This window comes from Pseudomonas aestuarii, assembly GCF_027988105.1.
Classification (GTDB): Bacteria; Pseudomonadota; Gammaproteobacteria; order Pseudomonadales; family Pseudomonadaceae; genus Aquipseudomonas; species Aquipseudomonas aestuarii.
This window is the reverse complement of the sequence record NZ_JAQJZJ010000001.1, coordinates 452,524-470,872: the sequence shown is the minus strand read 5'-3', so window position 1 is coordinate 470,872 and position 18,349 is coordinate 452,524. Positions and strand designations below refer to the sequence as shown.

Sequence of the window (18,349 nt, the reverse complement as noted above, 5' to 3'; positions counted from 1 at the left end):
GCGTTTGGAGGCGGTCGCAGTAGGCGGGAATTCTTTCACAACCTCTCAGTACAGATCGCGGCGATAGCGGCCCTGCTCCGTCAGCTCGCGGACCCCGGCCGCGCCCAGTACGTCATGCAGCACCGCGTCGACCCCGGCCGCCATCCCCGCCAGGCTGCCGCAGACATACACAGCCGCGCCCGCGGCCAGCCATCCGTGCAGCTGCTCGGCGGCCTCGCCCAGGCAATCCTGCACATAGCGCTTGTGCGCCTGGTCGCGGGAGAAGGCCAGGTCAAGGCGCGCCAGTTCGCCGCTGGCCAGCCAGCCCTGCAGCTCGCCCTGGCAATAGAAGTCATGGGCAACGTTGCGCTCGCCGAACAGCAGCCAGTTGCGCCTGTGACCGGCGGCGATGCGCGCCTTGAGCAGGCTGCGCAGGCCCGCCAGGCCACTACCGTTGCCGATCAGGATCAGCGGCCGCTCGTCCGCCGGCGCATGGAAGGCGCTGTTGCGCCGCACCCGCGCCAGCAACTGGCTGTGCAGCGGTGCATGCGCGGTCAGCCAGCCGGAGCCTAGGCCAAGACTGCCGTCACCCTGCCGCTGCTGGCGCACGATCAGCTCCAGCACGCCGTCGCTGGGCAAGGAGGCGATGGAGTAATCGCGCGGCGCCAAGGGTGCCAGGGCCTCGAGCAGGGCCTGGGCGTGCAGGCCGAGCAAATGGGCGAAGCTCTCCGGCAGTTGCCGGCTCGCCAGCGCCTGAGCCAAGGATTGGCGCATGCCGTCGAGGTGCACCGGCTGGTCGCCGTCCAGGCCGAAGCGCTGCAACCAGGCGCGCACGACGGCATCGGCCTGACGCGGCAGCACCTGCAGAATATCGCCGGCCAACCAGTCGGCGGCCGGCTCGCCGCGCAGCCCGATCAGGTAGGTGGGCGCGCCCTGGCTGCCGGGGTTGAGCAGCTCGCGCTGGTGCAGCGTCCACAGCCCATAGACGTTACCCGTATCCGTCGTCGCCTGAACGCCGGTCAGTTGACTGAGCTGGCGCTGCCAGTTGGCCAGGGCCCGCGCATCGCCGGCATCCACTTGCACCGGCTCGAACAGGCTGCGCGCGCCCTGGCGGCCCAGCCAGTCCTGCACGCGCAGGGCGAATCCGCAGAAGTGTCGGTACTGGCGGTCGCCGAGGGCGAGCATGGCATAGCGCAGGTGCGGCAGCGCCAGGGCCTGGCCGAGCAGCTTGCGCTCGAAGCCGCGGGCGCTGTCCGGCGCCTCGCCGTCGCCGCAGGTACTGAGCACGAACAGCGCGTGCTGCGCCTGGCGCAGCCTCTGCTCGTCCAGTCGCGCCAACGGCTGCACGTCCACCGCCAGCCCGGCCGCCTGCAGTTGTCCGGCGGTTTGCCAGGCCAGTTGTTCGGCGAAACCGCTCTGGCTGGCGAAGCCGATCAGCCAGTCGCGCGCCCCCGCGCCCATGGGGGATAGCGCCTTGCGGGCGGCCAGGGCCGCACGTTTTTTACGTCGACGATCGAGGTACAGCAGCCAGCCGGTAATGGCGAACAGCGGCATGCTCAGGCTGGCCAGCAGCATCAGGATGCGCCCGGCCAGGCCGAAGTAGCTGCCGACATGCAGGGCGTAGACGCTGGCCAGCAACTGATCACCCAACGCCTGCTCGCGATAACGTTTGTGCTGGCCCGGCGCGCCGCTCAACGGGTCGAGCGCCAGCTGGTTGAAGGCGCGCTCATGGGGGGCGTCGTCGCGCAGGTAGAACACCGTGGCCGGCTGACCGGCCGCCGTCGGCAGGCGCAGGCTGTAGCCGGTCAACTGCGCCCCGGCGGCCTGTTGCAAACCGCCCCAGAGCGCCGGGTAATTTACCAAGGGCACGGCTCCGGCAGCTGGCCGACCGCCATGCTCACGCGGCTTCCCGGCCGGCTCGCTGCTGAGCAGGTCGGTCAGGCCTTCGCGGTACCAATCGTAGGACCAATACAACCCGGTCAGCGCCGCACACAGGTAGAACGCCAGGCACCAGGTGCCGGCCACCGCATGCAGGTCCCAGTTGAACCCGCGGCCGCGCTTGGCCCAGTCCAGGGTCAGCCAGGCGCGCCAGTTCAGGGCCTGGCGCGGCCAGCGCAGGTAGAGCCCGGAGAGGCAGAAGAAGATCAGCGCCAGGGTACTGGCGGCGGTGATCTGCTTGCCGTACTCGCCCAGGGCGAGAAAACGGTGCAGCTCCAGCATCAGCTCGAAAAAGCCCTGCCCGCGCGGCTCGCCGAGCAGCTCGCCGCTATAGGGGTCGAAATAGCGCGATTGTCCGCGCCGCTGGCCCGGCGGCGGGGCGAACATCACCCGCCCGGGCAGATCGGCGGCCGCCTCCACGTTCAAGCGCAGCACCCGCTGCTGGCTGGCCGCCTCGATCTTCGGCAGCAGCACATCCGCCGGCAGCACGCCGCCGTCACGCACCTCGACCCGCAGCACCTCGGGATTCAGCGCACGCAGCAGTTCGTCCTGAAACGAATAGGCCGCACCGGTCAGGCCCATCAGCGCCAACACCAGGCCGGCACTGATGCCAAATAACCAGTGCAGTTGAAACAAGGCATTCTTAACCATCGATGAGGCTCGGCACGATCATGAGACGGACGCCCAGTGCACCCGCTAACTTGAGAACCAATTCTATTTAATAATCACAATCAATCGCAACCATATCGTCACACCTCCCCCTGCCGCTTCGCATCGACCACTCTCTGAAAGCAAAATTACAACTGATTTGCATACGCAAATGCAAAACAATACCATTCGCACTCTTTTCAAGGGGAGTGGCACGGTGACCGTCTTACGCTTAAATCCAATTTACCTATCGCTGCTGGGCGCCTTCGCTGCTCAGGCCGTACATGCCGAATCGAACACCGCGCTGGAGATCCCAGCAGCCGTGGTAACCGGGCAGCAGCAACAGACCAGCTACAAGCCCAGCCGCAGCAAGAGCGCGCTGAAGATCGATGCGCCGTTGCGCGATATTCCGCAGACGGTCAACGTCATCCCGCAGAGCGTGATCAAGGATCAGGGCGCCCAGTCGATGGAAGACGTGCTGAAGAACGTACCCGGCGTCGGCCTGTCCAACGGTGACGGTCAGCGCGACCAGGTCACCATCCGTGGTTTCAGTGCCATCGGCGATCAGTACATCGACGGTATCCGCGACGACGCCCTGTACTACCGCGACCTGTCGAATATCGAACGAGTGGAAGTGATCAAGGGCCCGGCCGCCGTGCTCTACGGTCGCGGCTCCTCCGGCGGCCTGATCAACAGCGTGAGCAAGCGCCCGACCTTCGCCCCGGCACAGGAAGTGGGAGTCAGCGTTGACAGCGAAGGCAAGCAGCGCACCCAGTTCGATGCCGGTTGGGCCGATCAGGAGCACGGCGACAAGGCCTTTCGATTCACCGGCGCGCTGGAGGACAGCGACGGCTTTCGCGACGATGCCTTCCTCGAGCGCAAGGCGCTGGCGTCTTCGGCCTACTTCAAGCTGTCCGATGACCTAGAGCTCAACCTGGGCGCCAACTACCTGTACGACAAGCGCCTGATCGACTTTGGCATTCCGGCGCTGAACGGCCGCCCGGTGGATGTCGACCCGGGCACCCGTTTCGGTTCCGCCGACCCGGACCAGGACTACACCCGCAGCGAGGTGTTCTCCCTCACCGCCGGCCTCGACTACCAGATCAACGACGACTTCAGCCTGTCCAATACCAGCCGTTACTACCATTACGATCTGGATCGCAACAACACCCTGGCGCATACCGATGCCAACCGCTTCGTCACCGCCACCAATGGCGAACTGTTGGTCAAGCTGCGTCGTGGCAACGTGCAGCGCAAGGAGGATGGCTGGTTCAACCAGACCGAACTGAAGCAGCAGGCCCAGCTCGCCGGCATGCAGCACAACCTGCTGTATGGGGTGGAGCTGGGTCGGCAAAACAAGGACCAGGCGTTCTTCAGCCAGAGCGATGTGGCGCGGGTGCCGGTGTTCCGCGACGGCCTGGTCGCGGTGCCCTTCCAGGCTGCGCAGCAGACCGGCAAGGGGCGCAACGTCCAGGATACCGCCGGCTTCTATGTGCAGGACCTCATCGAGCTGGCGCCACAGTGGAAGGCCCTGCTCGGGGTGCGTTATGACGTGTTCGACCAGGAGTATCAGGACGCCCTGAGCGGCAGCGACATCTCGCGCACCGACAGAACCTGGAGCCCGCGTGTCGGCCTGGTCTACCAGCCGGACCAAATGCAGTCCTACTACCTGTCGGTGAGCCGCTCCTACCAGCCGTCAGGCGAGACCTTCCCGCTGAACAACTCGAACAAGGATCTGGAGCCGGAGCAGACCACCAACTACGAGTTGGGCGGCAAATGGGACCTGCTCGATCAGCGCCTGTCGCTCACCGCCTCGCTGTTCCGCCTGGAACGCACCAACATGAAGACCAGCGACCCAGCTAATCCGGGCCAGCTGATCCTCGCTGGCGAACAGCGTACCGATGGCTTCGAGACCACCCTGACCGGCCAACTCAGCGATAAGTGGCAGGTGTATGCCGGCTACGCCTACCTGGATGCGCAGATCACCAAGTCCACCAGCTTCACTAACGGCGTGGCCAATGAGGGCCAGACCCCAACCCTGACCCCGGAACACAGCGCCAATCTTTGGCTGGTGCGTTCGCTGACCCAGCAATGGCGAGTCGGCATGGGCGCCAACTACGTCGGCGAGCGCTTCACCGCGCTGGACAACGCCACCGTCATGCCCGGCTACACCACCTTCGATGCCGCGCTGCTGTACAACCAGCCGCAATGGGACGCGGCCCTGCGCCTGCGCAACGTATTCGACAAGGAGTATTTCGCCTCGGCCCACGGCTCGGTGGACCTGATCACCCCCGGCGCACCGCGCAGCCTGGAGCTGACCGCCAACTATCGCTTCTAAGTCTCGGCCTATCGAGTGGCGCCCCCAAGGTTAGGCTCAGCGCTGAGGCTACCCGGCGCCCCCCGCCCAGGCCTGAAACGCAAAGACCCGCCAACAGGCGGGTCTTTTTGCTGCAGTAGCTGTTACAGGTAGTAAGCCTTCAGCGGCGGGAAGCCGTTGAACTCCACCGCGCTGTAGCTGGTGGTGTAGGCGCCGGTGGACAGCCAGTAGAGGCGGTCGCCGCTGGCCAGGTTGAGCGGCAGGCCGTACTTGTAGTTCTCGTACATGATGTCGGCGCTGTCACAGGTGGGTCCGGCGATGACCACTTCTTCCATCTCGCCCTTCTTCTCGGTGTAGATGGGGAACTTGATCGCCTCGCCCATGGTTTCGATCAGGCCGCTGAACAGGCCGACGTCGGTGTACACCCAGCGCTCCACGGCGGTACGCGACTTGCGCGCGACCAGCACCACTTCGCTGACCAGGATGCCGGCGTTGGCGATCAACGAGCGGCCCGGCTCGAGGATGATTTCCGGCAGGTCATCGCCGAAGTCGTCCTTGAGGAAGCGGATGATTTCCTCGGCGTAGGTTTCCAGGCTGTTGGTGCGGGTGATGTAGTTGGCCGGGAAGCCGCCCCCCATGTTGATCATCTTCAGCTCGATGCCGTCTTCTTCCTTGAGGCGCTCGAAGATCACCTTGACCTTGGCAATGGCCGCGTCCCAGACGGAAATATCGCGCTGCTGCGAGCCGACGTGGAAGGACACGCCGTAGGGCACCAGGCCCAGTTGGCGGGCGAGAATCAGCAGGTCCATGGCCATGTCGGTCTGGCAGCCGAATTTGCGCGACAGCGGCCAATCGGCGGTGGTCGAGCCTTCGGTGAGGATGCGCACATAGACTTTCGAGCCCGGCGCGGCCTTGGCGATGTTGCGCAGGTCGGCTTCCGAGTCGGTGGCGAACATGCGCACACCCTTCTCGTAGAACAGGCGGATGTCCTTGGCTTTCTTGATGGTGTTGCCGTAGCTGATGCGCTCCGGGCCGACACCACAGTTCATCACCCGATCCAGCTCGTAGATCGAGGCGATATCGAAGCTTGAGCCCTTGTCCTTGAGCAGGTTGATGATCTCGACCGCCGGGTTGGCCTTCACCGCGTAGTAGACCTTGGCGAATTCGAAACCAGCGCGCAGGTCATCGTAGGCCTGATCAATGATTTTGGTATCGATCACCACGAACGGGGTTTCGTGTTGATCGGCGAAGGCCTTCATTTTCTGGAAGGTTTCTCGGGGGTAATAATCTTCGACCTGAATCGGCATGCGCGGGACTCCAAATGGCAAAACACACAAAGGTAATTAGGGGGGCCTTGCCAACTAATAGCAAGGCCGCGAACGCCTGATCAGTTTCCCCACTTTGGTTCGCCTACTTCCCAAGGCATGTCGCCGAGTATCGAAATCGATCTCTCGTCGTCAGTACTTGAGCCGGATGGATCGTTGCCAGCATGGACGTTCGGGCGCGAACTTTAGGACCATGGACAGCTTAGATCAATCAAAAATTGTCGTATCCCCATTCGGTTTTTTCGGCTTACTCACGGGTCGTTGCGGATTCAAAACAAGGCGTCGCGAAATGCTGCACAAAGCCCGGCAAATTGTACTTTTCCCGCACTGACTACAGGTCGCCGCGCGCGGGGCCGTTTGCCGTTATAATCGCTCCCTTTTTTGACAGACCGACTATCAGTCGACGGGTTCCCCAGCATGAGCAAGCAGGCCGCCGAAGTCGCCAAAAGGCGCACATTCGCCATCATTTCCCACCCGGACGCCGGTAAAACCACCATTACCGAGAAACTCCTGCTGATGGGCAAGGCAATTGCCGTCGCCGGCACGGTGAAGTCGCGCAAGTCCGACCGCCACGCCACCAGCGACTGGATGGAGATGGAAAAGCAGCGCGGCATCTCCATCACCACCTCGGTGATGCAGTTCCCCTACCGCGACCACATGATCAACCTGCTCGACACCCCCGGCCACGAAGACTTCTCGGAAGACACCTACCGCACCCTGACCGCGGTGGATTCGGCACTGATGGTGCTCGACGGCGGTAAGGGTGTGGAGCCGCGCACCATCGCCCTGATGGACGTCTGCCGTCTGCGCGACACGCCGATCGTCAGCTTCGTCAACAAACTCGACCGCGACATCCGCGACCCGATCGAGTTGCTCGACGAAATCGAGGCGGTGCTGAAAATCAAGGCGGCGCCCATCACCTGGCCGATCGGCTGCTACCGCGACTTCAAGGGCGTCTACCACCTGGCCGACGACTACATCATCGTCTACACCGCCGGCCACGGTCATGAACGCACCGATGTGAAGATCATCGAGAAGCTCGACTCCGACGAAGCCCGCGCCCACCTCGGCGACGAATACCAGCGCTTTGTCGAGCAACTGGAGCTGGTCCAGGGCGCCTGCCACGAGTTCGACCAGCAGGAATTCCTCGACGGCCAGCTGACCCCGGTGTTTTTCGGCACCGCACTGGGCAACTTCGGCGTCGACCACGTACTCGACGCCGTCGTCAACTGGGCACCGAAGCCGCTGCCGCGGGTCGCCAACGAGCGCACCGTCGAACCCGCCGAAGAGAAGTTCAGCGGCTTCGTGTTCAAGATCCAGGCGAACATGGACCCCAAGCACCGCGACCGCATTGCCTTTATGCGCATCTGCTCGGGCAAGTACAGCCAGGGCATGAAGATGCGCCACGTGCGTACCGGCAAGGACGTGCGCATCGGCGATGCCCTGACCTTCTTCTCCAGCGAACGCGAGATGCTCGAAGAAGCCTATGCCGGCGACATCATCGGCCTGCACAACCACGGCACCATCCAGATCGGCGACACCTTCACCGAGGGCGAGAACCTCGGCTTCACCGGCATCCCGCACTTCGCCCCGGAGCTGTTCCGCCGCGTGCGCCTGAAGGACCCGCTGAAGTCCAAGCAACTGCGCCAAGGCCTGCAGCAGCTGGCCGAGGAAGGCGCCACCCAGGTGTTCTTCCCCGAGCGCAGCAACGACATCATCCTCGGTGCGGTCGGCGTGCTGCAGTTCGACGTGGTCGCCAGCCGCCTCAAGGGTGAGTACAAGGTCGAGTGTGGCTACGAGCCGATCACCGTCTGGTCAGCGCGCTGGATCGAGTGCAGCGACAAGAAGAAGCTCGAGGAGTTTGCCAACAAAGCGGTGGAAAACCTGGCCATCGACGGCGGCGGCCACCTCACCTACCTGGCGCCAACCCGGGTCAACCTGGCCCTGATGGAAGAGCGCTGGCCGGATATAAAATTCCGCGCCACCCGCGAACACCACTAAGCGCATGACCGGCGAGGGGCGCACCCTCGCCGTGTCCGGTACGGCCGGGCTAGGCCGCGACCGGCGTGGCGAACACAATCACTCCCAGCGCCACCAGCAACGCAGCGGCAAACCCCCAGGCGCGCCACCAATCCCCCCGCTGCCGGGCGGCCAGCGCCGCCTGCAAGGCTTGCAGGGCGTAGTAGATGACGAACATCTTCGAGGCGTAGGTGATGATCTCGTAGATATTCGCCGTCCAAGTGATGGCAATCGCCACCAGCGCGGTGATCAGGTTGCCCAGGCGCACCGGCACCCGCCCGCCCGAAGCGCCGGCCAGCAACCCGCCGGCGCCGTTCATGTCGGCCACCGCCGCCGACAGCTGCGAGGCCAGGGCGGTGAGGATCAGTAGCGGCGCCACGGCAGTGCCCAGCGGCCGCAGCAGGTCGATGATCGCGGTTTCCCCACCCTGGGGCGGCAAGCCATCGGTGAACAGGCTGGTGATCAGCAACAGAAACGCCAGGTAGATCGCTGTCGCAATCCATTGTGACCAACGCATGCTGCGCACCCGGGTGGCCGGGTCATATTTGCTGCCCAGGTAGCGCGAAGTCTCGAAGCCCTGGACCAGAATCACCAGCCCCAGAAGAATCTCCAGCGCCTGCCAGCCATGCACATGCTGCTGGCCAACCCAGGTTAGCTCGCCCGCCGCGAACGCCGACAGGTTGACCTGGGCCAACACCGCCAACAGGCCGCCGATCAGTGACAGCTTCAGGGCAACCACCAGCACTTCGAGGCGCTCCAGTCCGGCGAGGCCGCGCAGCGCCCCGAGCAGGCCGATCGAGGCAATCACCGCAGTCGACACCAGGCGGATCCAGAACGGGTCGAGGACCTCGCCGAGACGCAGACCAAAGGCGGCGAACAGATTGAGGTAGTAGGCCACCGAGACGAAATAGGCCAGCGACAAGGCCAGTTCGGAGAGCCGCTCCAAACCTACCTGATAGCGCGGTGGCCGATTAGCCAGGCTCGGCTCGACATGGCTGATGTTGTAGCGAATGGACGCACCGAACCAGTAACCCAGCGCACACAGGCCAAGCATGGCCAGCCAGGCCCAGTTGCCCACGGTATGCGCCAGGATCGGACCGGCCACCAGGAAGCCCGAGCCGATGATCGAGGCCAGCGGCGTGACCGTCGCCCGCCACATGCGTGCAGCCAGCAGCCTGGGCCGAAACAACAGGCAGCCGAGCAACAGGGCCATGCCAATCAGTACGCCATTATTGATGCTCAGCATCGTGTCCTGCCATCCACCTCGATTCAGGGGCCGAATCCTGCCGTTCAGGGGCACGGCAAGGCAAGCGGAGTTTACGCACGCGGCCCCGGCCGCCCCCGAGCTTACGCTCGGCGCGCTACACTGAGCATTCCAGAGCGCCTGCGATCCCGGGAAACCATGGAAAACCCCTCGCCACCTATTGCCCTGTCCCCCACCCAGCGCCTGCGTGAGCGGCGCCGGCGCTTGCGCAGCCTGCGCCAGCGTGCGGCCTTCTGGATCGGCGCCTTGCTGGTTGGCCTGATCGCCCTGGCGTTCGCCTGGCTGGCCGACCATGCCTTCGAGCAGTTCGAATGGCTGCTGGAGCAGAGCGTCTACTGGCCCTGGCTGGTCACTCCGCTGGGCTTCGCCCTGCTCGCCTGGCTGACCCAGGGCTGGCTGAAGGAGGCCAAGGGCAGCGGCATCCCCCAGGTCATCGCCTGCCTGGAACAGCCCTCGACGCGCCTGCGCAACCAGCTGCTGGCGGTACCGGTGGCCATCGCCAAGATGCTGCTGACGGTGGTCGCCCTGCTCTGCGGCGCCTCGGTCGGCCGAGAAGGCCCCACCGTGCACGTGGGCGCGGCGCTGATGTACAACTTCGGCCGGCGCCTCGGCCTGCATGGCCGCCATGCCCTGTCCGGGCTGATCATGGCCGGCGGCGCGGCCGGCATCGCCGCCGCCTTCAACACCCCGCTGGCCGGCGTGGTGTTCGCCATCGAGGAACTCAGCCACCGCATGGAGCAGAGCTTCAATGGCCTGATCCTGATGGCCGTACTGATCGGCGGCATGGTCACCCTCGGCCTGGTCGGCCGCTACAGCTACTTCGGCGAACTCAGCGCCGCGCTGCCGCTGAGCCGCGCCTGGCTGGCGGTGCTGGCCTGCGGGGTACTCGGCGGGGTACTCGGCGGTCTCTACTGCCGCCTGGTGCTGCCGGCCAGGCGCGGCCCGCTGGCAGTGCTCGGCGCCTGGCGGGCACGCCGCCCGGTGCTGTTCGCCGGCGCCTGCGGCCTGGTCCTGGTGGTGCTCGGGGTGATCTCCGGCCAGCACGTGTTCGGCACCGGCTACGCCGAGACCCGCGCCCTGCTCGAAGGCGAGCCGCAGACCGATGCCCTGTTCATCCTGTGGAAGTTCCTGGCCAACGTGGTGTCCTACCTGGCCGGCATCCCCGGCGGCCTGTTTTCGCCGTCGCTGGCGGTCGGCGCCGGCATGGCGCCCTGGCTGGTCGAGTGGATTCCCGGGATCGACCTGCAGACCGCCGGCCTGCTCGGCATGGCCGCCTACCTGGCCGGCGTGACCCGCACGCCACTGACCGCCACGGTGATCACCATCGAGCTGTCGCACAGCCAGGACATGGCCCTGCCGATCCTCGCCGCCAGCCTGCTGGCCAGCAGCATTTCCGCACGCATCTCGCCGGTGGCGCTGTATCGCGCCTTCGCCAATCAGTTGCTGGACAGCATCGCGCCGCTGCGGGACAAGCCGCCCACGCCACCCGCCGCTGACGCCCCACCCCGATAGATTTTCAGGCCAGCTGCTGCGCCAGGCGATGAACTGGCGCGGGCCTGGCCGCCTGTTACGGCAATAAACGCCTTAATGACTGATCATCCACGGCCGTCCGGCCGGCTTGCCCTTCAGCGCATGCGGGTTGGTCTGGGTGGGTGCCAGCGGTTTGTTTGGCGTGCAGCAACCGCAGCCCTTGGGGTGCTTGCGCGAGTGTTTGTATTCATCGAGGGTCTGCGGTGCGTGAGCGCTACGCTCGTTGGCGGTGATGGCACGGCGCTGGCTGCCCGACATAGTCGCCAACCCCGGCGCGGAGAGGATCACCCGCTGGCTCTGGCTACCGCAGTACGGGCAAGCGCAGGGTTGGTCGCGGTCAGCCATTGGCCGTAACTGGGTGAAGTCACCGCAGCCCGCACAGTCATATTCATAGGTCGGCATCGCTGACTCCTGAAACTCGAATTATCTGGGTGTCCGCCACCCGGGCAGGGCAAGCGCCGTCCAAAACCCTAACCCCGCCCGGGTGAAGAACTCACTTGTCCGGCGCGATAGGCAGGTCGATGCTGCCGTCGAGGTACTTGATCGGGCCGGATGCATTGGGGTTGATGTCGAAGTCGAAGATTTCGGTTGGCAACCACAGCGTGGCGCAGGCGTTGGGCACGTCGACGATACCGCTGATATGTCCCTGCACCGGCGCAGAGCCGAGCAGCGCATAGCCCTGGGCCGGCGAGTAGCCGAACTTGGTCAGGTAGTTGATGGCATTGAGGCAGGCCTGCTTGTAGGCGATGTTGACGTCGAGGTAGTGCTGCTTGCCCGCCTCGTCCACCGAGATGCCTTCGAAGATCAGGTAGTTCTTGTAGTTCGGAGTGATCGGGCTGGGCTTGAACACCGGATTCTTGATCCCGTACTTGGCCATGCCGCCCTTGATCAGCTCGACCTTCATGTGTACCCAGCCGGCCATTTCGATAGCGCCGCAGAAGGTGATTTCACCGTCGCCCTGGCTGAAGTGCAGGTCGCCCACCGACAAGCCGGCGCCGTCGACATAAACCGGGAAGAAGATCTTCGAGCCACGCGACAGGTCCTTGATGTCGCAGTTGCCGCCATGCTCGCGCGGCGGCACGGTGCGCGCCCCGGTCAGCGCGGCCAGGTCGCGGGCCTCGCCTTTCATCTTGCCCATGTGCGCGGTCGGCGCCATCGGCGGGTTGGCCAGGGCCGGTACGCGGTGCGGGTCGGTATCGATCAGTTCCTGCTCGCGCTTGTTCCAGTCGGCCAGCATCTTGTGATCCGGCAGGCAGCCGATCAGACCGGGGTGGATCAAACCGGCGAAGTTGACGCCGGGGATATGTCGCGAACTGGTGAACATCCCCTTGAAGTCCCAGATGGCCTTCTGCGCCATGGGGAAGTGATCGGTAAGGAAGCCGCCGCCGTTCTGCCGGGAGAAGAAGCCGTTGAAGCCCCACTGCGAGTCGGCCATTGCGCCGATGTCGAGCAGGTCGACCACCAGCAGGTCACCGGGCTCGGCGCCATGCACACCGACCGGGCCAGAGAGGTAATGCACGGTGGACAGGTCAACGTCGCGCACGTCTGAGGCATCGTCGTTGTTCTTGATCGCGCCGGCGGTCCAGTCATAGGTTTCGAGAATGAAATCCTCGCCCGGCTTGACCCAGCAGGCCATCGGAATATCCGGATGCCAGCGGTTGTGGATTTGCTCGTTTTCAGTGGCAGGCTGATTGAGGTCGACCTTGATCAGGGTATCGGTCATGACAAAGCTCCTGGGACCATTGCTAGGGACTTGGCGCCATGGCGCCGGGGTACGGAGCTAGTCTTGAACGTCGGGGAAAATCCGCAAATACGTCGAATGACGTAGGCGAAAGCCGGCAACCATGGGGCCTGCAGGGCGTTTTTGAAAGACGAAAAGATGCCGGCATAGAGGCCTATGCCAGCATCAAGAACAGCGCTCGGCGCGGATAGCCACGCGCCAGGAAAGAGGCCCGTCAGACCGACAGGTAGCGGCTGATCATCGTCTCGTCGACCTTGTCGCGGCTCTCCTCGACCACGAACTTGCCCTTCTCGATCACCAGGAAGCGATCGGCGATTTCCATGGTGAACGACAGCACCTGTTCAGAAACGACGATGGTCAGATCACGCAGATTGCGGATCTCCTTCAGCTTGTGGGCGAGGTCCTTGATGATCGACGGCTGGATGCCCTCGGTCGGCTCATCCAGCAGCAGCACCTTGGGGTTGGTCGCCAGTGCACGGGCGATGGCCAGTTGCTGTTGCTGACCGCCGGAGAGGTTGCCGCCCTTGCGGTTACGCATCTCCTGCAGCACCGGGAACAGCGCGTAGAGGTCATCCGGCACCTTGCCCCTGGCCGAGGCCGGCAGACCGGTCTGAATGTTCTCCAGCACCGTCATGTGCGAGAAGATCATCCGCCCCTGCGGCACATAGGCGATGCCGCGTTCGACCCGCTCATGGGTTTCCATCGCCGACACGTCCTGGCCGTCTACGCTGATCTGCCCGCCCCATTGCGGCAATACGCCCATCAGACTCTTGAACAGGGTGGTCTTGCCCATGCCGTTACGGCCCATGACCGCGACGATTTCCTTCTTCGCCACGTCGAGGTTGAGTTCGTGAAGGATCTGGCTCTGGCCATAGCCGGACACGAGATTGGTGATCTGGAACATGCTTGAACTCCTTGCCGCCAAGTTGTTTGGGTCAGGTGGACAACACCAAGCGTGCCCACCGACAAAGCTGAGTGCCGGCGATCAATGCCCCAGGTACACCTCGATCACCTTCGGATTACTCTGCACCGCCTCCATGCTGCCCTCAGCCAGCACCGTGCCCTGGTGCAGCACAGTGACCCGGTGGGCGATGCTTTTGACAAATTCCATGTCATGCTCGATCACCAGTACCGAACGGCCTTGACTGATGCGATTGAGCAGCTCGGCGGTCTGCACCCGCTCACTGACGCTCATGCCGGCCACCGGCTCGTCGAGCATCAGCAGCGCCGGGTCCTGCATCAGCAGCATGCCGATCTCCAGCCACTGTTTCTGGCCGTGCGACAGCAGGTCGGCCTGCATATCCAACAACTCGCTGAGGAAGATTTCCGCAGCCACTTCCTCGACCCGCGCAATCACCTCGGCGCTACGCTTGAAGAACAGCGCACCAAACACCTTGCGGCCCTTGGGATAGGACATTTCCAGGTTCTCGAACACCGTCAGATTTTCGTAAATCGATGGATTCTGAAACTTGCGCCCGACTCCGGCACGAACGATGTCGTACTCGCGCATCTTGCTCAGTTCACGGCCGTCGAAATCGATGCTGCCGGCGGTGGCCTTGGTCTTGCCGCAAATCAGATCGAGCAGCGTGGTCTTGCCTGCACCATTAGGCCCGATGACCACGTGTACTTCGTTACGGTCGACATACAGGTTGAGGTTATCAACCGCTTTGAAGCCATCGAAGGACACGCTCAGCCCCTCGATCGACAACACCGGCTTGGCGGCCTGAAATCCAGCGGGACTATTCATGGCGTGGTCTCCAGTTCACGGGAGGGTTGCGGCGTAGCAACTTTCACTGGGCTCATGACCCGGGCCTTGACTACCGACTGACCAAACACCTTGTTGCCCAGGGCAAAACGCGACAGCCATTTGCGCCCATGGCTTTCCCACAGGCCAGCCAGACCATTGGGGAAGTACATGACCACCACAATGAACAGGCCACCCATCAGGTACAGCCACAGTTCTGGGAAGCTCTCGGAGAAGTAGGTCTTGCCGAAACTCACCAGCAGCGTGCCGTAAACCGCGCCGAGCAACGACATGCGCCCGCCCACGGCGGCGAAAATCACCATCTCGATCGACGGCACGATGCCGACGAAACTCGGCGACATGAAGCCGACCTGCAAGGCAAACATCGCCCCGCCAATGGCCGAGAAGGCCGCCGCCAGGCAAAACACGAAGATCTTGAAGCTGGCCACGTCATAGCCGGAAAACCGCACCCGCTCTTCCTTGTCGCGCATGGCCATCAGCAGGCGCCCGAGTTTGGAAGTCAGAACGAAGCGGCCAAGTAATACGCAGCCGATCAACAGTGCGGCGTTGACGAAGTAGAGGATCAGTTTGCTGCTGTCATCGCGGATATCCCAACCGTTCAGGGTGCGCAGGTCGGTGATGCCATTGACCCCGCCAGTCAGACCCTGCTGGCCGATGATGAGGATGGTCAGGATCGCGGCGATGGCCTGCGTCACGATAGAGAAGTACACGTCACCGACGCGGCGCTTGAACATCGCGATGCCAATCACCAGGGCCAACAGCGTCGGCACTGCGAGCACCGCCAGCAGGGTGAAGCTGAAACTGTGGAACGGCTGCCACATCATCGGCAGTTCGGTGATCTGGTTCCAGTCCATGAAATCCGGAATACCCGGGGTCGACTGGATTTTGGTGCTCTCTGGGTCCGATGCCTCAAGTTTGAGAAACATCGCCATGCAGTAGCCACCGAGGCCGAAGAAAATACCCTGGCCCAGGCTGAGAATGCCGCCATAGCCCCAGCACAGGACCAGGCCGACAGCGACGAAGGCGTAGGTCAGGTATTTACCCACCATGCTCAGGCGGAAGGAGTCCAGCGCCAACGGGAATACCACCAGGATCAGGACGGCCAGCACCAGCAGACCAATGGCCCCCTGCTTGCCACCCAGTAGGCTTTCGTATGCATTTTTCATGGACGGCTCCTAGGGCTTTGCATCAGCCCCGCAGGCACCAGCGCACCGGCACCTGCGGGGTCCATCGCCAGCACGCTGGCGCCTGCGTCAAACGACATAAGCATCACTTGCGCACCTTGCTCGAGAACAACCCCTGTGGACGCACCATCAGGATCAGGATCACCGCCGACAGGGTCAGTACCTTGGCCATCGAGCCGGAGAGGAAGAACTCCATGAGCGATTGCGCCTGGGCGATGCTGAACGCCGAAGCGATGGTGCCCACCAGGCTCGCCGCGCCGCCGAATACCACGGTGAGAAAAGTGTCGACGATGTACAGCGAGCCGGCCGTCGGCCCGGTCGAGCCGATCGTGGTGAAGGCCGCGCCAGCCACCCCGGCCACGCCACAGCCAAGGGCGAAGGTCATGCGGTCAACCTTCTTGGTATTGATCCCTACCGCGCGGCTCATCACCCGGTTCTGCATGGTGGCGCGCACCTGCAGGCCCCAGCGCGAGCGATAGAGCATGAGAAAGATGGTGACCGTGCAGAGCAAGGTCAGGCCCATCACGAACAGGCCGTTCCTGGGAATGTCGATGGCCTCGGACGGGGCCCACGAGCCCATGATCCAGGCGGGCATTTCCGCGCCCACTTCACGAGCGCCAAAGATCGAGCGAAACGCCTGCTGCATGACCAGCGACAAGCCCCAGGTGGCCAGTAAGGTATCCAACGGCCGGTGGTAAAGCTTGCTGATCATCAGCGATTCCACCAGCCAGCCAAGGGCGCCGGCGATAACGAACGCGGCAATAATGGCGAAGAAGAAATAGTACGGCTGCATGGCCGGGAAGTACTGCAGGGTCAACGAGGAGATGACGTAGGTGGTGTAGGCGCCGACGGTGAGAAACTCGCCGTGGGCCATATTGATCACGCCCATCTGGCCGAAAATGATCGCCAGGCCCAGCGCCATCAGCAGCAGCACGCAGAACACCGACAGGCCGTTAAAGCCTTGCATGATGGCAATCGCGCCGAATTCGGAAAGAGATACGTCCATCTGGGAGGTCTCCCGGTGGTGGAAAATAAAGAGGCCGATCAGAGCCCGCCTGGTTAGCCCCGACGGGCCCGGGAGCGATGGCACCTGCCGTCATCGCCCCACATGCCGACGTACGCTCAGGACGTACGCGCCAGGCTTACTGGTAGCCCTTTGGAAACGGATTCGGCTCGATCAGTTCGGACTCGTGAACCACGGTGAAAGTACCGTCGGCCTGGATCTCGGCAATCCGCGCCTTGCTCCAGAGGTGATGGTTCTCGTGAACTTTCACGTAGCCTTCCGGCGCGGTGGTCAGTTCAATGCCGGGAGAGGCTGCCACTACTTTGTTGACGTCAAAGCTGCCGGCTTTTTCCACCGCCGCTTTCCACAGCCATGGACCGAGGTAGCCTGCTTGAGTCACGTCGCCGATGACCGAGTCCTTGCCGTACTTGGCCTTGAACTCCGCAACAAACTTATTGTTGTTAGGGTTATCCAGGGTCTGGAAGTACTTCATGGAGGAGTAGAAGCCCTTCATGTTTTCGCCGCCGATACCGAGCATTTCATCCTCAGTCACGGAGATGGTCAGCAGGGTCTGCTTGTCCGAGGTGATGCCCGCGGCTTTGAGCTGCTTGTAGAACGCCACGTTTGAGCCACCGACTACTGCGGCAAAGACCACGTCCGGTTTCTTCAGCTTGATCTTGTTGGTCAGCGAGCCGAACTGGGTGTTGCCCAGCGGGTAGTACTCTTCGCCGACAACCTTGCCGCCGAGTACGTTTTCAATGTGCTTACGGGCGATCTTCATCGAGGTGCGCGGCCAGATGTAGTCAGAACCCAGCAGGTAGAAGGTCTTGGCGCCCTTCTCTTTGGCGATCCAGTCGAGGCTGGCGAGGATCTGCTGAGTGGCTTCCTGACCGGTGTAAATCACGTTCTTCGACTGTTCCAAGCCTTCGTAGAAGGTCGGGTAGTAGAGCAGGCCGTTGTCTTTCTCGAAGATTGGCAGCACCGCTTTGCGCGAAGCCGAGGTCCAGCAACCGAATACGGCAGCCACCTTGTCGCTCTCAAGCAGCTTCTTGGCTTTCTCGGCGAAGGTCGGCCAGTCCGAGGCACCGTCTTCCTGAATCACCTCGATCTGCCGCCCGAGGATGCCGCCGGAAGCGTTGATCTGGTCGATGGCCAGACGTTCAGCCTGAATCGAGCCCGTCTCGGAAATAGCCATGGTGCCAGTCGCGGAGTGCAGCTGACCGACTGTCACGGTGGTGTCGGTCACTGCCAGACCAGTGGTGTTGGCAGCGTCTGCAACGGCGAATTGACTGAACACGCTGGCAGCCATCAGCGAGAGTGCGGCGGCACTCAGCGTCAGGCGCCGGGGAAGTAAGTGTTTCGCACCGGTTAGTCGAGAATCCATGGTCTTGCTCCTCTGTGGTTGTTCCGCTCCGGCTCGCCTTGCGGTTACCAGATTGGGGTTGGAGCAAGCATGCGGTTGCCCGAGTTGAGCTGGGTATACGCAGGTTGACGTAACGGCGTACGTCATCTGACGTAGGGGCAGACGCACCTTAAAGGTGCAGAATCGCGCCCGAAAAACAGTCTGGCCGATGCCCGGGCCCACCGGCAGCAGGCTTGCCGGGCAGGGGCATGTTTCTTGCTATTTCGCATGACG

At 63.3% G+C, this 18,349-nt stretch carries 13 protein-coding genes; 3 read left to right on the top strand and 10 right to left on the bottom strand.

What is annotated here, in order from left to right; all coding sequences use genetic code 11:
• Nucleotides 1-45: 45 nt before the first annotated feature.
• A complete protein-coding gene (locus PH586_RS02105) occupies nt 46-2,568 on the bottom strand; it encodes a sulfite reductase flavoprotein subunit alpha (protein ID WP_271346116.1) in 2,523 nt (840 codons plus the stop codon).
• 214 nt (nt 2,569-2,782) lie between these two features.
• Here PH586_RS02105 and PH586_RS02100 point away from each other — a divergent pair, with 214 nt between their 5' ends.
• On the top strand, nt 2,783-4,903 hold the full coding sequence (locus PH586_RS02100; RefSeq protein ID WP_271346115.1) for a TonB-dependent receptor: 2,121 nt from the start codon (nt 2,783-2,785) through the stop codon (nt 4,901-4,903).
• 122 nt (nt 4,904-5,025) lie between these two features.
• On the opposite strand, the gene PH586_RS02095 is transcribed toward PH586_RS02100, so the two are convergent.
• Entirely contained in the window at nt 5,026-6,189 is a 1,164-nt protein-coding gene (locus PH586_RS02095; protein ID WP_271346114.1) for a type III PLP-dependent enzyme, read from the bottom strand.
• Nucleotides 6,190-6,624: 435 nt separating this feature from the next.
• On the opposite strand from PH586_RS02095, the gene PH586_RS02090 reads away from it, so the two are divergent.
• Nucleotides 6,625-8,208, top strand: coding sequence for a peptide chain release factor 3 (locus PH586_RS02090; protein WP_271346113.1), 1,584 nt, complete (start codon nt 6,625-6,627; stop codon nt 8,206-8,208).
• Between the two features lie 49 nt (nt 8,209-8,257).
• Here the strand turns inward: PH586_RS02090 and PH586_RS02085 are convergent, their stop codons facing one another.
• Nucleotides 8,258-9,472 (bottom strand): hypothetical protein, encoded by a 1,215-nt coding sequence (locus tag PH586_RS02085; protein ID WP_271346112.1) that lies wholly within the window; start codon nt 9,470-9,472, stop codon nt 8,258-8,260.
• Nucleotides 9,473-9,628: 156 nt separating this feature from the next.
• Between PH586_RS02085 and PH586_RS02080 the strand changes: the two genes are divergently transcribed.
• Nucleotides 9,629-11,002 (top strand): chloride channel protein, encoded by a 1,374-nt coding sequence (locus PH586_RS02080; protein ID WP_271346111.1) that lies wholly within the window; start codon nt 9,629-9,631, stop codon nt 11,000-11,002.
• Between the two features lie 72 nt (nt 11,003-11,074).
• On the opposite strand, the gene PH586_RS02075 is transcribed toward PH586_RS02080, so the two are convergent.
• The 7 genes from PH586_RS02075 to urtA all read right to left on the bottom strand — a co-directional run bounded on the left by PH586_RS02075 (nt 11,075) and on the right by urtA (nt 18,097).
• The gene (locus tag PH586_RS02075; RefSeq protein WP_271346110.1) at nt 11,075-11,422 is read right to left on the bottom strand and encodes an FmdB family zinc ribbon protein; all 348 of its coding nucleotides are present in this window, start codon (nt 11,420-11,422) and stop codon (nt 11,075-11,077) included.
• Nucleotides 11,423-11,513: 91 nt separating this feature from the next.
• Complete coding sequence (gene fmdA / locus PH586_RS02070; RefSeq protein ID WP_271346109.1) at nt 11,514-12,743, bottom strand: formamidase; 1,230 nt, start codon at nt 12,741-12,743, stop codon at nt 11,514-11,516.
• A gap of 232 nt (nt 12,744-12,975) precedes the next feature.
• Nucleotides 12,976-13,665, bottom strand: a complete 690-nt coding sequence (urtE, locus tag PH586_RS02065) for an urea ABC transporter ATP-binding subunit UrtE (RefSeq protein WP_271346108.1) — start codon at nt 13,663-13,665, stop codon at nt 12,976-12,978.
• Between the two features lie 81 nt (nt 13,666-13,746).
• Nucleotides 13,747-14,508 carry an urea ABC transporter ATP-binding protein UrtD gene (gene urtD / locus PH586_RS02060; protein WP_271346107.1) on the bottom strand — a complete coding sequence of 254 codons (762 nt, stop codon included), beginning with the start codon at nt 14,506-14,508 and terminating at the stop codon, nt 13,747-13,749.
• The gene (gene urtC, locus PH586_RS02055; RefSeq protein ID WP_271346106.1) at nt 14,505-15,692 is read right to left on the bottom strand and encodes an urea ABC transporter permease subunit UrtC; all 1,188 of its coding nucleotides are present in this window, start codon (nt 15,690-15,692) and stop codon (nt 14,505-14,507) included. Before urtC ends, urtD begins: the two co-directional genes overlap by 4 nt.
• A gap of 103 nt (nt 15,693-15,795) precedes the next feature.
• On the bottom strand, nt 15,796-16,716 hold the full coding sequence (gene urtB / locus PH586_RS02050) for an urea ABC transporter permease subunit UrtB (protein ID WP_271346105.1): 921 nt from the start codon (nt 16,714-16,716) through the stop codon (nt 15,796-15,798).
• A 136-nt stretch (nt 16,717-16,852) separates the two neighbouring features.
• Nucleotides 16,853-18,097 carry an urea ABC transporter substrate-binding protein gene (gene urtA / locus PH586_RS02045; protein ID WP_271346104.1) on the bottom strand — a complete coding sequence of 415 codons (1,245 nt, stop codon included), beginning with the start codon at nt 18,095-18,097 and terminating at the stop codon, nt 16,853-16,855.
• Between the last annotated feature and the right edge of the window lie 252 nt (nt 18,098-18,349).